12 protein-coding genes are annotated in these 12,727 nt (G+C 62.4%); 8 read left to right on the plus strand and 4 right to left on the minus strand.

Annotated elements, in window-relative coordinates:
- Positions 1–75: 75 nt before the first annotated feature.
- A complete protein-coding gene (locus QA640_RS11490; protein WP_283040746.1) occupies positions 76–1,860 on the plus strand; it encodes a glycosyltransferase family 2 protein in 1,785 nt (594 codons plus the stop codon).
- A 284-nt stretch (positions 1,861–2,144) separates the two neighbouring features.
- Here QA640_RS11490 and phaZ read toward each other — a convergent pair whose 3' ends face one another.
- A complete protein-coding gene (gene phaZ, locus QA640_RS11495) occupies positions 2,145–3,368 on the minus strand; it encodes a polyhydroxyalkanoate depolymerase (protein ID WP_283040747.1) in 1,224 nt (407 codons plus the stop codon).
- Between the two features lie 175 nt (positions 3,369–3,543).
- On the opposite strand from phaZ, the gene QA640_RS11500 reads away from it, so the two are divergent.
- Entirely contained in the window at positions 3,544–4,200 is a 657-nt protein-coding gene (locus QA640_RS11500; RefSeq protein WP_283040748.1) for a glutathione S-transferase family protein, read from the plus strand.
- A 241-nt stretch (positions 4,201–4,441) separates the two neighbouring features.
- On the opposite strand, the gene QA640_RS11505 is transcribed toward QA640_RS11500, so the two are convergent.
- Positions 4,442–4,666, minus strand: a complete 225-nt coding sequence (locus tag QA640_RS11505) for a hypothetical protein (RefSeq protein ID WP_283040749.1) — start codon at positions 4,664–4,666, stop codon at positions 4,442–4,444.
- 187 nt (positions 4,667–4,853) lie between these two features.
- On the opposite strand from QA640_RS11505, the gene QA640_RS11510 reads away from it, so the two are divergent.
- The 5 genes from QA640_RS11510 to QA640_RS11530 all read left to right on the plus strand — a co-directional run bounded on the left by QA640_RS11510 (position 4,854) and on the right by QA640_RS11530 (position 9,818).
- Positions 4,854–5,216, plus strand: a complete 363-nt coding sequence (locus QA640_RS11510) for a hypothetical protein (RefSeq protein WP_283040750.1) — start codon at positions 4,854–4,856, stop codon at positions 5,214–5,216.
- A 241-nt stretch (positions 5,217–5,457) separates the two neighbouring features.
- The gene (locus tag QA640_RS11515; protein WP_283040751.1) at positions 5,458–6,291 is read left to right on the plus strand and encodes an AraC family transcriptional regulator; all 834 of its coding nucleotides are present in this window, start codon (positions 5,458–5,460) and stop codon (positions 6,289–6,291) included.
- A gap of 220 nt (positions 6,292–6,511) precedes the next feature.
- Positions 6,512–7,438 carry an SMP-30/gluconolactonase/LRE family protein gene (locus QA640_RS11520; RefSeq protein WP_283040752.1) on the plus strand — a complete coding sequence of 309 codons (927 nt, stop codon included), beginning with the start codon at positions 6,512–6,514 and terminating at the stop codon, positions 7,436–7,438.
- A 123-nt stretch (positions 7,439–7,561) separates the two neighbouring features.
- Positions 7,562–8,155: a GNAT family protein gene (locus QA640_RS11525; RefSeq protein WP_283040753.1), complete on the plus strand. Its 594-nt coding sequence runs from the start codon at positions 7,562–7,564 to the stop codon at positions 8,153–8,155.
- Positions 8,156–8,171: 16 nt separating this feature from the next.
- A complete protein-coding gene (locus QA640_RS11530) occupies positions 8,172–9,818 on the plus strand; it encodes a GMC family oxidoreductase N-terminal domain-containing protein (protein WP_283040754.1) in 1,647 nt (548 codons plus the stop codon).
- A gap of 304 nt (positions 9,819–10,122) precedes the next feature.
- On the opposite strand, the gene QA640_RS11535 is transcribed toward QA640_RS11530, so the two are convergent.
- Entirely contained in the window at positions 10,123–10,965 is an 843-nt protein-coding gene (locus tag QA640_RS11535; RefSeq protein WP_027522430.1) for a MoxR family ATPase, read from the minus strand.
- A gap of 92 nt (positions 10,966–11,057) precedes the next feature.
- Positions 11,058–11,303: a GlsB/YeaQ/YmgE family stress response membrane protein gene (locus QA640_RS11540; RefSeq protein ID WP_283040755.1), complete on the minus strand. Its 246-nt coding sequence runs from the start codon at positions 11,301–11,303 to the stop codon at positions 11,058–11,060.
- A gap of 122 nt (positions 11,304–11,425) precedes the next feature.
- Between QA640_RS11540 and QA640_RS11545 the strand changes: the two genes are divergently transcribed.
- Positions 11,426–12,601: a VWA domain-containing protein gene (locus QA640_RS11545; RefSeq protein WP_283040756.1), complete on the plus strand. Its 1,176-nt coding sequence runs from the start codon at positions 11,426–11,428 to the stop codon at positions 12,599–12,601.
- Positions 12,602–12,727: the final 126 nt, after the last annotated feature.

Below are 12,727 nucleotides of genomic sequence, written 5' to 3' on the forward strand. Positions count from 1 at the left end.
CGGCTTCGCAGCCGGCCGGATGACGCGCTGCCCTCGGTCGATGTCTTCATTCCGACCTATGACGAGCCATGCGAAGTGCTGGAAAAGACGATCACGGGCGCACTGTGCTTGGACTATCCAAACTTCCATGTCTGGGTCTTGGATGATGGTCGCAGGCCCTGGCTCAAGGAGCTCTGCGAGCAAAAGGGTGCCGGTTATCTCACGCGCGCCGACAACGTGAATGCCAAGGCCGGCAATATCAATCATGCGCTGACGATGATCAGCGGCGAGTTCTTCGCGATCTTTGACGCGGACTTCGTGCCGCAGCGCAATTTCCTGATGCGCACAATCGGCTTCTTCGCCGATCAGAAGATCGGAATCGTTCAGATCCCGCATACCTTCTACAATGAGGACCCGATGCAGGCGAACCTCGGCCTGCACAGGGGCCTGCCGGACGAACAACGATTCTTCTTCGATTCCATCATGCCCGCGCGGGACGGATGGGATGGGGCCTTTTGTTGTGGTTCCAACTCCGTCACACGTCGTGCAGCACTCCGCGTGGTGGGGGATGCCCTGCCGACCCAGTCCATCACCGAAGACATCCTGCTGACGCTGGTGCTGCTCCGTAAGGGGTACATCACCCGCTATCTTCGCGAACCGCTGGCAATTGGACTGGCGCCGGAAAGCCTCGGCGCGTTTTTCGTGCAGCGGCAACGCTGGGCGCGCGGCGCGATCCAGACTCTGTTTCTCGCCGCCGGCCCGCTCGGCCCCGGACTGGGCTTGATGCATCGGCTCCTGTTCTTTCCGACCCATTGGCTCTCGTTGGGTTTGCGGGCGATCATGGTCGTGGTGGTTCCGATCGTGTTCATGTGGACCGGCCTGTCGCCTGTCGTCGACGTCACCCCCGAGTCGGTCTTCTTTTACTTGTTCCCCGCAATCTTGGCGCTTAACGGCGGCATATCCTGGTTTGCACCGCACGAGCATTTTCCGCTCGCCGCTCAGGTGTCGGCGACGATCCAGAGCTTTAAAATTCTGCCGACGGTGCTCGGGACTCTCGTCAAGCCGAAGGGACATGCGTTTAGAGTGACGCCCAAGGGGGCTGCCGCGCGGTGCGCAAGCTACGCCGCGGAGATATTCTGGCCCTCGGCCGCGCTGATGGCATTGACGGTTATCGGTCTTGTCGTGAACACGATCCCGGAATGGCGGATTATCGATCATCCTGTCGCTTTACCGATGGTCGCGTTCTGGTCGGTCGTGAACATCGTCGTGCTTTTCTTCGTCTGCATGACCTCGCTGCAGGCGCGGATGGGGCGCACCGAGGAGCGTTTCGATCTCGACGAATCCGTCTTGATCCAGACCGAGACCGGCGAGCGGCTGTCTGGACGGATGAGCAACGTCTCCCTCTCTGGCGCTGGCGTTCGGCTCGACTTCGGCATTGACGGTCCACGCCCCGGAGAACCGCTGCGCGTGCACGTTGCGCAGGTCGGTTGGATCGACGCGATGGTGGCGCAACAACGAGGCCAGCTTGTCGGGATAAGGTTCCATTTGCCGCCGTCGCTTGAACGAGACCTTCTGATTCGCAAGCTCTTCACCGGCGCCCGTCCGAGGCGGAACGGTGTCGTCGCGTGCTCGGTGAACAGGGCGATGCTCAAGAACATCTGGTTAATGGCCACGCCGTCGCCGGACGTCGTCATAAACCGCACGAAAGCCGCGTCGTTTGCTCCGGCTGAGCGCCTTCCGGCAGAGACTTTGGTCATTCGGCCTCAACCACCGACCAGCGATTTGGCGCATCTTGCCCGAGTTCGAAGCCGGCATCCGACAAGTCTCGCTGAACTTCACCTTGGCCAAGTGGTCGGCACTGCGCTCGAGGCATCAAATTGAGCTATCGACGGTCAAGCCGCTTACCGATGCCATCGGTGTCCTGGTGCTCTGCCACAAACCACAGCGGAAACGACAGTGCCCCTCGGCCAAGACGCTCAACGGGCTTTCAGGGTGAAGGAAGTACCACTTGATCGATCGCCGGAGTGATCCTCGCCTGGGGCGTCTGACGTCCTGGGCCACGGCATTGGTGGCGGTTGCCTACCTGGCGGACCTCGCAGATTGAGAGGATTCGCCCTCGCTCGCCCCGCTCTGGCTTCTAGCGTCCGGGAACGCGGAGGCGTGTCTCACGAATTCACGTGCACGAAATCCCGCAAGAGCGGATAGATCTCGCTATTCCAGCGCTTGCCCGAGAACACGCCGTAATGGCCGACGCCGGCCTGCATGTGATGGGCGCGGCGGTAGGCGCGTACGCCGGTGCAGAGATCTTGCGCTGCGAGCGTCTGGCCGATTGAGCAGATGTCGTCCTTCTCGCCCTCGACCGTCATCAGGCCCATGCGGCTGACCGCCTTCGGGTTCACCGGGCGCCCGCGGTGGGTCATCTTGCCGAGCGGCAGGAGATGCTCCTGGAAGACGTCGCGCACGGTCTCGATGTAGAACTCTGCGGGCAGGTCCATCACCGCGAAATATTCGTCGTAGAAGGTCTTGATGGTCGCCGCCTTCTCCTTCTCGCCCTTGGCGATGTGATTGGCGAGGTCGAGATGCTGCTTGATGTGGCGCTCGAGATTCATCGAGACGAAGGCCGTGAGCTGCACGAAGCCCGGATAGACTTTGCGGAACGCGCCGCGACACTGGACCGGCACGTAGTTGATCAGATTGCGCTCGAACCAGGTGATCGGCTTGCTCTTGGCGAACTCGTTCACCTTGGTCGGCGCTACGCGCGTATCGATCGGTCCGGCCATCAGCGTCAGCGTCGCTGGCCGCGACGGATGATTGTCCTCGCACATGATCGCGGCGGCCGCGAGGGCGGACACCGAGGGCTGGCAGATCGCGACCATATGAGGGCGCGGTCCGAGCTGAGCGAGGAAGTCGATGAGGTGCTCGGTATAGTCGTCGAGGCCAAAGCGGCCTTCGCTGCGTGGAATGTCGCGCGGATTGTGCCAGTCGGTGATGTAGACGTCGTGGTCCTGGAGCAGCGTCTTCACGGTGCCGCGCAGGAGCGTGGCGAAATGGCCTGACATCGGCGCCACCAACAGCATGCGCGGCTGCTCGGGCCCATCGTCCTTTTTGAAATGCAGCAGCGAGCCGAAGGGTGTGGCGTACGCGATCTCCTCCCGAACGCCGACCTCGCGATTTCCCACCATCGCACTGTCGATGCCGTAGGCCGGGCGGTCATAGCTGATGGTGGAGCGCGAGATCAGCTCCAGCGCAGCCGACAGCCGGCCGACGAGGGCGTGCGACATCCCCTGGGGCACCAGATTGAGGTATTTGAGGGCAGACGAAGCCCCCGCCCGCCATGGCTCCGTCAGATCCATGTGGTTCTGAAATGCCTGATAGTACATCGACATCATTATTGAAACGCCCACCCTGACCCCAGGCGACTATGCAATATCGACGCCAGATTCGAGTCAATTCGCCCTGAAAACTGGCATGTCGCTTGCTGTGGAATACGGGGAAGCACAAACTGTGGGCATCGCGCATGCCGAGGCGGCGGCGGCGCGAATTCAGGCGTGAGGGAAAGGCCATATGGCGAAAGCGACACTCACCATCAGCAGCAAGAACTACTCGTCCTGGTCGCTGCGTGGCTGGCTTTTGACGAAGTTCTCAGGGCTCGATTTCGAGGAGATCGTCACCGCGCCGGATGACCCGTCCGCGCGCGCCGAGATCCTGCTGCTGTCCTCATCGATCCTGGTGCCGTGCCTGCGGCACGAGGGCGCCACCATCTGGGACACCCTGTCGATCGGCGAGTATCTCAATGAGGTGATGCCGGAGGCGGGACTGCTGCCGGCCGACCGCATCCAGCGCGCCCATTGCCGCTCGATCTGCGGTGAAATCCATTCCGGCTTTACCACGCTGCGCGCCTCGCTGCCCGTGAACCTCAAGGGCCATTTTCCCGGCTTCAAGATCTGGTCGCGCGCGCAGGCCGACATCGACCGCGTCTGGGCGATCTGGCGCGACTGCCTGCAAAAGTCCGGCGGTCCGTTCCTGTTCGGCGAGAAGCGCACCATAGCGGATGCGATGTACGCGCCCGTCGTGACGCGCTTTGTAACCTATGACGTCAAGCTCGAGCCGCAGCTCAAGGCCTATGCCGATACCATCATGGGCATGGACGAGATGGCCGAATGGATCGAAGCCGCCAAGGCGGAGCCGGCGGAGATAGAGGAACTCGAGGTCGAATATTAGGCAGCCCTTTCGGTGGCTGCCCGTTTGCGGCGCGATTAACCTTTGCCGCCGGCCGCGAAGCTCTGCTGGCGCAGTCTGTCCTTGATCTGGTACGTCGATGCCGAGCCTCGCCGACATCTAGGGGTGAACAGGCCGACAACGGAGCCCAGCGGCTGATTCGGACGCGATTTGTTCGGTCCGCGTTCCGAATCTTAAAGAACGACCGGGCCCCGTCGCATTTTGAGACAGGTCGCCCGCCTCTTTACGCCATGCCCGTCTGCTTCACGCGGGGGAGGCGCCAGCCGATCACCGTCGCCTCTACGGCGATGCCGGCCTCATGATTCTGCCAGCGCCCCCCGACATAGCGGCAGGCAAAGGGCAGGGTGTAGGTTCCACTATGGTCTTCGCAAAGCACTTCGACCGGCATGCCAGGCGGTGGTTCTCCCTCGCCGTTGAATTCGGCCAGACGTCTTTCGCGCGTTGCCATTCGCAATGATCTCCCCTCAAAAAGGATGCGGGGTCGAGCGCCCCACTCTCCGCAACCGTCGTTAGTCCTCCAACGCGGAGGAACCACGCAAGCTCAACGCGAGAATGCGGTGCCAGTATGGTATCGTCGTGCGAGTGCGTGCCGTCTGCGCAATTTGCCGTGATCGCCGTTTTCATGAGGAACCTGCATGCTGGGCCGGAATGCTTCGCTATGTGTCGCAATTTTGCTGCTCGTGACGATACCAACGGGACACATCAGCGCGCAGGATGTTCCCGGCATCGAGATCTGCACGGTCGAGAAGACCTGGGAGCGGCGGACGAGCTGCCTGCAAAGCAATGTCGACTTTCTCCAGAAGACCCTGACCAAGCTCGCCCTCGATCATCAGCAGAAGATCGACACTGCCTATCGCCAGATCGACGCGTTGAAAGCGACGGTGGCGGGTTTGCAGAAGGCGCTCGGCGATCTTCAGGCCACGCAGACGAAGACTGCGGAGGATCTGAAGAAGAAAGAGGACGCGCCGGCGAAGGAGGCAACACCGGCGAAGGAGTAGGTGGGTTAGCGTAGCGTAATCAACTCTACGCAAATGGTTTCGCTCTCGTGTCCCGGATGCGGCGCGGCATGAAATGACGCGACGCAGAGCCGGGACCTAGCCGATGGGCCCCGACTCTGCAGTGCATCGCTTCGCGCTGCACTGCGTCCGGGGCACGAGAGCGGTTGACAGCAACGCCGATCAAATGAAGCGGCCGTTGATCGCGTAAACCGGTCGCGCTTCGAATGAGGGCCGTAAGTTCATGAACCCAGCCCAGCGCGCACTCTGGTTCATCGAAAGCCACCTCGCCGAGCCGCTCACGCTCGACGAGATCGCTGAGATCGGCGGTGTGTCGCGCTTCCACATGGTGCGCGCGTTCGCCGCGGCGACCGGCTTTCCGGTGATGCGCTACGTGCGCGCACGGCGGCTGACCGAGGCAGCACGCGCGCTCGCGCGCGGTGCGCCGGACATTTTGTCGCTGGCGCTGGAAGCGGACTATGGCTCCCACGAAGCCTTCACCCGCGCGTTCCGCGACCATTTCGGCGTGACGCCCGAAGCGGTCAGGGCGGCGACGTGCGTCAGACACCTCACGCTTCAGGAGCCTATCCTCATGGACTCGACCATGCTCGACAATCTCGCGCCGCCTCGTTTCGAGACCGCCAAGGCCTTCCTCGTCGCTGGTATCGGCGAACGTATCTCCTGCGACAATGGTGCCATCATCCCGGGCCTCTGGCACCGCTTCCACCAGGAGGTCGCCGACATTCCGGCGCGCGCCGGTCAGGTCGCCTATGGCGTCTGCTGCAACGGCGATGATGCCGGCAATTTCGATTATATCGCCGGCGTCGAGGTCTCCGATTTCTCCGATCTGCCGCGCCGCTTTGGCCGCATCCGCATCCCCGAGCAGCGCTACGCGGTGTTCACCCACGCAGACCACGTTGCCTCAATCCGCGGCACCGTCAACACGATCTGGAATCAGTGGCTGCCGGCCTCTGGCCTGAAGGCCGCTGACGCCCCGAACTTCGAGCGCTATGACGAAAAGTTCGATCCCAAGACCGGCAATGGCGGTTTCGAGATCTGGGTGCCGGTGAAGGAGTAGAGCATGATCCGGAAAAGTGTGTAGCGGTTTTCCGAAAAGATCATGCTCAAACAACGACCTAAAGCGCGATGACCAATCTCATCGCGCTTTAAAGCGCAACACTGGCATTCCTGGCTGCTTGCTTGGCAAGCGGGAGCGACTTTGCCATAACCGCATGCAAATCTTGCGTGCGGGGCCGACATCTCCCGTGCAAGCCATAACAAGCCGCCGGGAGGCCAAAATGTCCGAAGTCCGCGTTCTCGCCACCGACCTCGAGTTTCCGGAAGGGCCGGTTGTGATGCCGGACGGCTCGGTCGTTCTGGTAGAGATCCGCGGGGCACGGCTCACGCGCGTTTATCCCGACGGACGGAAAGAGATCGTCGCAAAAATTCCCGGTGGGCCGAATGGCGCGGCGCTCGGCCCCGACGGCAAGATGTACATCTGCAACAATGGCGGCTTCTCCTGGATCCCGGCGGGCAAGATGATCATGCCGGGCCCGCAGCCCGACGATTATCTCGGGGGCTCGATCCAGCGCGTCGACCTGCAATCGGGCAAGGTCGAGACCGTGGTGACCAAGTGCGGCGAGCACGACTTGCGCGGGCCGAACGATCTCGTCTTCGACAGGCATGGCGGGCTGTGGTTCTCCGATCTCGGCAAGCGTCGCGCCCGCGAGATGGACGTCGGCGGCATGTATTATCTCAAGCCCGGAATGAAAGAGATCATCGAGGTCGTGCACGGCGTGCTGCCGGCGAACGGCATCGGCCTGTCGCCCGACGAGAGCACCGTCTACATCGCGGAGACGCCGACCGCGCGGCTCTGGGCCTATGAGCTCGAAGCGCCCGGCGCCTTGAAGCCACGTGAGGTGATCTATCGCGGCGAGCGTGGCAAGCCGATCGCGGGGCTCGGCGGCTACCAGATGTTCGACTCCCTTGCAGTCGAGGCAAACGGCAATGTCTGCGTCGCAACGCTGGTCTCAGGCTGCATCTCGGTGATCGCGCCGGATGGCAAGCTGGTCGAGCAAGTCCCGACCGGCGACCGCGTCACCACCAACATCGCCTTCGGCGGCCCCGAGCTCAAGACCGCCTATATCACGCTGTCGGGCAAGGGCGAGCTGATCGCCATGGACTGGCCGCGTGGCGGTTTGCCACTTAATTTCTTAAACAAGTGAGCGATGCTTGTAGTAGTTACCGTCATTGCGAGGAGCAAAGCGACGAAGCAATCCAGAAATGCACCACGAAACGAGTCTGGATTGCTTCGCTTCGCTCGCAATGACGCAAGGAGATATCTCTAAATGCCCTGGCCTGACCCCATCACCCTCCGCGGCGAGCATGCGCGGCTCGAGCCGCTGTCGCAACAGCATCGCGACGCCCTGGTGGAAGCCGTCAAGGACGGCGAGCTATTCAAGCTCTGGTACACAGCGATCCCCCAGCCCGAGAATATGACCAAGGAGATCGACCGCCGCCTGGGCCTCCAGGCCGCGGGCTCCATGCTGCCCTTCACGGTGTTCGACGCTGATGGCAAGATCGTCGGCCAGACCACCTACATGAACATCGATGCAACCAATCGCCGCGTCGAGATCGGCTCGACCTGGTACGCCAAGAGCGCGCAGCGCGGGCCGCTCAACACGCAGTGCAAGCTGCTGCTGTTGACTCATGCCTTTGAGACGTTGAACTGCATTGCTGTTGAGTTCCGCACGCATTTCTTCAATCAGCAGAGCCGTCGCGCCATCGAGCGTCTGGGCGCGAAGCAGGACGGCATTCTGCGCAGCCATCAGGTTGCGCCGAACGGCACGTTGCGCGACACCGTGATCTACAGCATCACCGCGGCCGAATGGCCGACAGTGAAGGCGCATTTGACTTATCAACTCAACGACAAGCCGCGTTAGGGGCGGCCGAGGCAAGATGGACAGATTTGACTACGTGATCGTCGGCGCCGGCTCTGCCGGTTGCGTGCTCACCAACCGCCTGAGCGAGGATCCGAACACGAGCGTGTGCGTGCTCGAGGCGGGCCCGCGCGACTGGCACCCGTATATCCATCTGCCGGCGGGCTTCATCAAGACCTTCCACATGAAGAGCATCAATTGGGCCTACCAGCAGGAGCCGGGGCCCTGGACCGGTGGGCGCAGCATCTACGCGCCGCGTGGCAAGACGCTCGGCGGCTCGTCATCGATCAACGGTCACATCTACAACCGCGGCCAGAATCTCGACTTCGACACCTGGGCGCAGATGGGCAACCGCGGCTGGAGCTATGCCGACGTGCTGCCCTACTTCAAGCGGCTGGAGAAGCGGGTCGGCGAGGGCGATGACACCTATCGCGGCCGCGACGGCAGCCTCACCGTCACCACCATGGAGTGGCGCGATCCGCTCTGCGAGGCCTTCATGGAAGGCGCGGTCACGTTAGGCATACCCCGCAACCCCGACTACAACGGCAAGACTCAGGAGGGGGTGTCGTACTGCCAGCGCACCATCGACAATGGCCTGCGTGTCTCCGGCTCGACCGCGTTCCTCAAGCCCGCGATGAAGCGGCCCAACGTGCATGTGCATACCCATGCACAGGCCACCGAGATCATCTTCGAGGACAAGCGTGCGGTCGGCGTGCGCTACATGAAGGGCGGCCACGGCGGTCATCCCGTCGAAGTGCGCGCCAACAAGGAAGTGATCCTCGCGGGCGGCACCTATAATTCGCCGCAACTGCTCCAGCTCTCCGGCGTCGGCTCGCCCGATCTCTTGCAATCGCACGGCATCGCGGTGCGCCACGCGCTCCCGGTCGGCGAAGGCTTGCAGGACCACTACGCGCCGCGCACCGTGGCGCGGGTGAAGGACATCAAGACCATCAACGAGCTCCGCCGCGGCTGGCATCTCTGGGTCGAGGCGCTGAAATGGGCGACCGCGCGCCGCGGTCTGCTGTCGCTGTCGCCGACCATGGTCTATTGCTTCTGGTATTCGGGCGAGAGCCCCGATCGCTCGGACCTCCAACTCACCTTCACGCCGGCCAGCTACAAGGAGGGCGTGCAGGGTCAGCTCGAGGACGAGCCCGGCATGACGGTCGCCTCCTGGCAGCAGCGCCCCGAAAGCCGCGGCTATGTCCGCATCCGCTCAAGCGATCCGTTCGCGCCGCCGATCATCCAGACCAACTATCTCGATGCTGAGCTCGACCGCCGCGTCATCGTCGGCGGCATGAAGCTCGCGCGCAGGCTTTTGAAGTCGGCGCCGCTGTCGCCCTACTACGCCTACGAGGATTTCCCCGGCCCCAACGTGAACACCGACGACGAATTTCTGCACGCCGCCACCGAGCGGGGCACCACCACATTCCACCCCGGCTGCACCTGCCGCATGGGACCTGCGGACTCGACCTGGGCGGTCGTCGACGACCAGCTCCGTGTCCACGGCCTGCAGGGCCTGCGCGTCATCGACGCCTCCGTGATGCCACGGATGATCTCGGCCAACCTCAACGCCTCAACGATGATGATCGCCGACCGCGCCTCGGATCTGATCCGCGGCAAGCAGCCAATGGAAGCGGCGAATGTGCCGGAGCCGGCGGTGGCGTAAAGGCGCAGAGAGAGTTGGAGGGTGACGACCAGTCACCTTGCTCCGTCATTGCGAGCGCAGCGAAGCAATCCAGAATCTTTCCGGGTGACAGTCTGAATTGCTTCGCTGCGTGCTCAACTCGCAATGACGAGATTGGGGCGCGCGCAATTGCCACACACTGGCTGTCGTCGCCCGGCTTGACCGGAAGACCCAGTATTCCAGAGGCCGTGACGAATACGGAGAAGTCGCGGCGTACTGGATGCCCCCGTCAAGCCGGGGCATGACACGGAGTTGGGGCGAGCGTCGTCGCAGCTGAACGTCCGCCTCAAACCTCTCTTCGGCTCAGGAACGCCAGTCGCTCGAACAGATGCACGTCCTGCTCGTTCTTGAGCAGCGCGCCGTGCAGCGGCGGGATCAACTTGCGCGGGTCGCGTTCGCGCAGCTGCTCCGGCGTCATCTCTTCGTTCAAGAGCAGCTTCAGCCAGTCGAGCAGCTCGGAGGTGGAGGGCTTCTTCTTCAGGCCGGGCACCTCGCGCACCTCGAAGAAGATACGCAGGGCCTCTTCCACCAGGCGCTTCTTGATGCCGGGGAAGTGCACGTCGACGATGCGGCCCATGGTCTCGGCGTCGGGGAACTTGATGTAGTGGAAGAAGCAGCGGCGCAGGAAGGCGTCCGGCAGTTCCTTCTCGTTGTTGGAGGTGATCATCATGATCGGGCGCTGCTTCGCCTTGATCGTCTCGCCGGTCTCGTAGACATGGAATTCCATGCGGTCGAGCTCGAGCAGCAGGTCGTTCGGAAACTCGATGTCGGCCTTGTCGATTTCGTCGATCAGCAGCACCGGACGTTGCTCGGCGGTGAAGGCATCCCACAGCTTGCCGCGCTTGATGTAGTTCTTGATATCGGACACGCGGGCGTCCCCAAGCTGGCTGTCGCGCAGGCGCGACACCGCGTCATATTCGTAGAGGCCCTGCTGCGCCTTGGTGGTGGACTTGATGTGCCATGTGAGCAGCGGCGCGTTCAGCGCCTTGGCGACTTCCTCGGCCAGCACCGTCTTGCCGGTGCCGGGCTCGCCCTTCACCAGCAGCGGGCGTTCCAGCACGATCGAGGCGTTGACCGCGACCTTGAGATCGTCGGTCGCAACATAGTCCTTGGTGCCGGTAAACTTCATCGCGCGTCCTTGTCGTTCATGCGGGCGGCGTGGCCCGCGCCCACGCAGGAACGGCCGCGTGACAAGCGGCCGTTCGGGTTCGGTCAAGCTGTTCAGACCCGTCTTATCAGCGAAAGGATGACCAGCACAATCACTGCGCCGATGGTGGCGTCCAGGATGGCGCCGAACGTGCCGGTGGCGAGTTCGATGTGGAGCTGCGGCAGGACCCAGCTTGCGACCAGTGCGCCGATGATGCCGACCACGATATTGCCGATCAGCCCAAATCCCGCCCCGTGGACAATTTTCCCCGCGAGCCAGCCGGCGATCGCTCCGATGATCAGCGCTGCGACAATTCCCATTGCAACATCCCAAAACCAGGCCTTAGAGCCCCACAATTCTAGAGCAAAAAGCCTCCCGGTCCAGACCTCGGGCAGAACCTGCGCCCCTTGACGGGAGCCGTCCGACGGGCAATCTGTCACCCATGTTCCTGCAATTCTTCACCTCATTGCGCGACGCGCAGGTCCCAGTGACGCTGCGCGAATACCTCACGCTGATGGAGGCGTTAGATGCCGACCTCGCGGACTACACGGTCGAGAATTTCTACTATCTGTCGCGCGCCTCGCTGGTGAAGGACGAGCGCAATCTCGACAAGTTCGACCGCGTCTTCGGCACCGTGTTCAAGGGGCTGGAAAGCCTGCTCGACGCCATGGACAAGGCGGAGATCCCCGAGGAGTGGCTGAAGAAGCTCGCCGAAAAATACCTCACGGAAGAAGAGAAGAAGCAGATCGAGGCCATGGGCTGGGACAAGCTCATGGAGACGCTGAAGAAGCGGCTCGAGGAGCAGAAGGGTCGGCATCAGGGCGGCAGCAAGTGGATCGGCACGGCCGGCACCTCGCCGTTCGGCGCTTATGGCTACAATCCCGAGGGCGTGCGCATCGGGCAGGAGAAGAACCGCAACAACCGCGCCGTAAAAGTTTGGGACAAGCGCGAGTTTAGGGATCTCGACGGCAATGTCGAGCTCGGCATCCGCAATATCAAGGTCGCGCTCCGCCGCCTGCGCAAATTTGCGCGCACCGGCGCGCCCGATGAGCTCGATCTTGACACCACGATCCGCGAAACCGCCAATCACGGCTATCTCGACGTTCACATGCGGCCCGAGCGGCGCAATGCGGTCAAGGTGCTCGTGTTCTTCGACATCGGCGGCTCGATGGATGCGCATGTCGAGCAGGTCGAGGAGCTGTTTTCGGCGGCGAAGAGCGAGTTCAAGCACATGGAGTATTTCTACTTCCACAATTGCCTCTATGAGGGCGTGTGGAAGCAGAACAAGCGGCGCTTCACCGACCGCACGCCGACCTGGGACGTGCTGCATAAATATCCGCACGACTACAAGGTCGTGTTCGTCGGCGACGCCTCGATGTCGCCCTACGAGATCATGGTGCCCGGCGGCTCGGTCGAGCATGTCAACGAGGAGCCGGGCTCGGTCTGGCTCGAGCGTATCATCCGCACGTATCCGCATGCGGTGTGGCTCAATCCGGTGCAGCAGAAGCACTGGGACTATTCGGAATCCACCACCATCATCCGTCGCATTTTTGCCAACCGCATGTTCCCGATCACCATCGAGGGGCTTGAGGGCGCAATGAAGGAGTTGACGCACTAGCCACACACACCGTTCCGGGCGTGCGAAGCACGAGCCGGGAATCCATCGGGCCGCGGTGTTTGTGGATGAATGGATTCCGGGCTCGATGCTTCGCATCGTCCCGGAATGACAACAAGAGGGAGAAGC

It is taken from the genome of Bradyrhizobium sp. CB82, from assembly GCF_029714405.1.
In the GTDB taxonomy this organism is placed as follows: domain Bacteria; phylum Pseudomonadota; class Alphaproteobacteria; order Rhizobiales; family Xanthobacteraceae; genus Bradyrhizobium.

Coding starts and splice junctions, on each gene's coding strand:
- phaZ (WP_283040747.1), bottom strand. CDS start 3,368: ATGATGTCGATGTACTATCAGGCATTTCAGAACCACATGGATCTGACG.
- QA640_RS11500 (WP_283040748.1), top strand. CDS start 3,544: ATGGCGAAAGCGACACTCACCATCAGCAGCAAGAACTACTCGTCCTGG.
- QA640_RS11505 (WP_283040749.1), bottom strand. CDS start 4,666: ATGGCAACGCGCGAAAGACGTCTGGCCGAATTCAACGGCGAGGGAGAA.
- QA640_RS11510 (WP_283040750.1), top strand. CDS start 4,854: ATGCTGGGCCGGAATGCTTCGCTATGTGTCGCAATTTTGCTGCTCGTG.
- QA640_RS11515 (WP_283040751.1), top strand. CDS start 5,458: ATGAACCCAGCCCAGCGCGCACTCTGGTTCATCGAAAGCCACCTCGCC.
- QA640_RS11520 (WP_283040752.1), top strand. CDS start 6,512: ATGTCCGAAGTCCGCGTTCTCGCCACCGACCTCGAGTTTCCGGAAGGG.
- QA640_RS11525 (WP_283040753.1), top strand. CDS start 7,562: ATGCCCTGGCCTGACCCCATCACCCTCCGCGGCGAGCATGCGCGGCTC.
- QA640_RS11530 (WP_283040754.1), top strand. CDS start 8,172: ATGGACAGATTTGACTACGTGATCGTCGGCGCCGGCTCTGCCGGTTGC.
- QA640_RS11535 (WP_027522430.1), bottom strand. CDS start 10,965: ATGAAGTTTACCGGCACCAAGGACTATGTTGCGACCGACGATCTCAAG.
- QA640_RS11540 (WP_283040755.1), bottom strand. CDS start 11,303: ATGGGAATTGTCGCAGCGCTGATCATCGGAGCGATCGCCGGCTGGCTC.
- QA640_RS11545 (WP_283040756.1), top strand. CDS start 11,426: ATGTTCCTGCAATTCTTCACCTCATTGCGCGACGCGCAGGTCCCAGTG.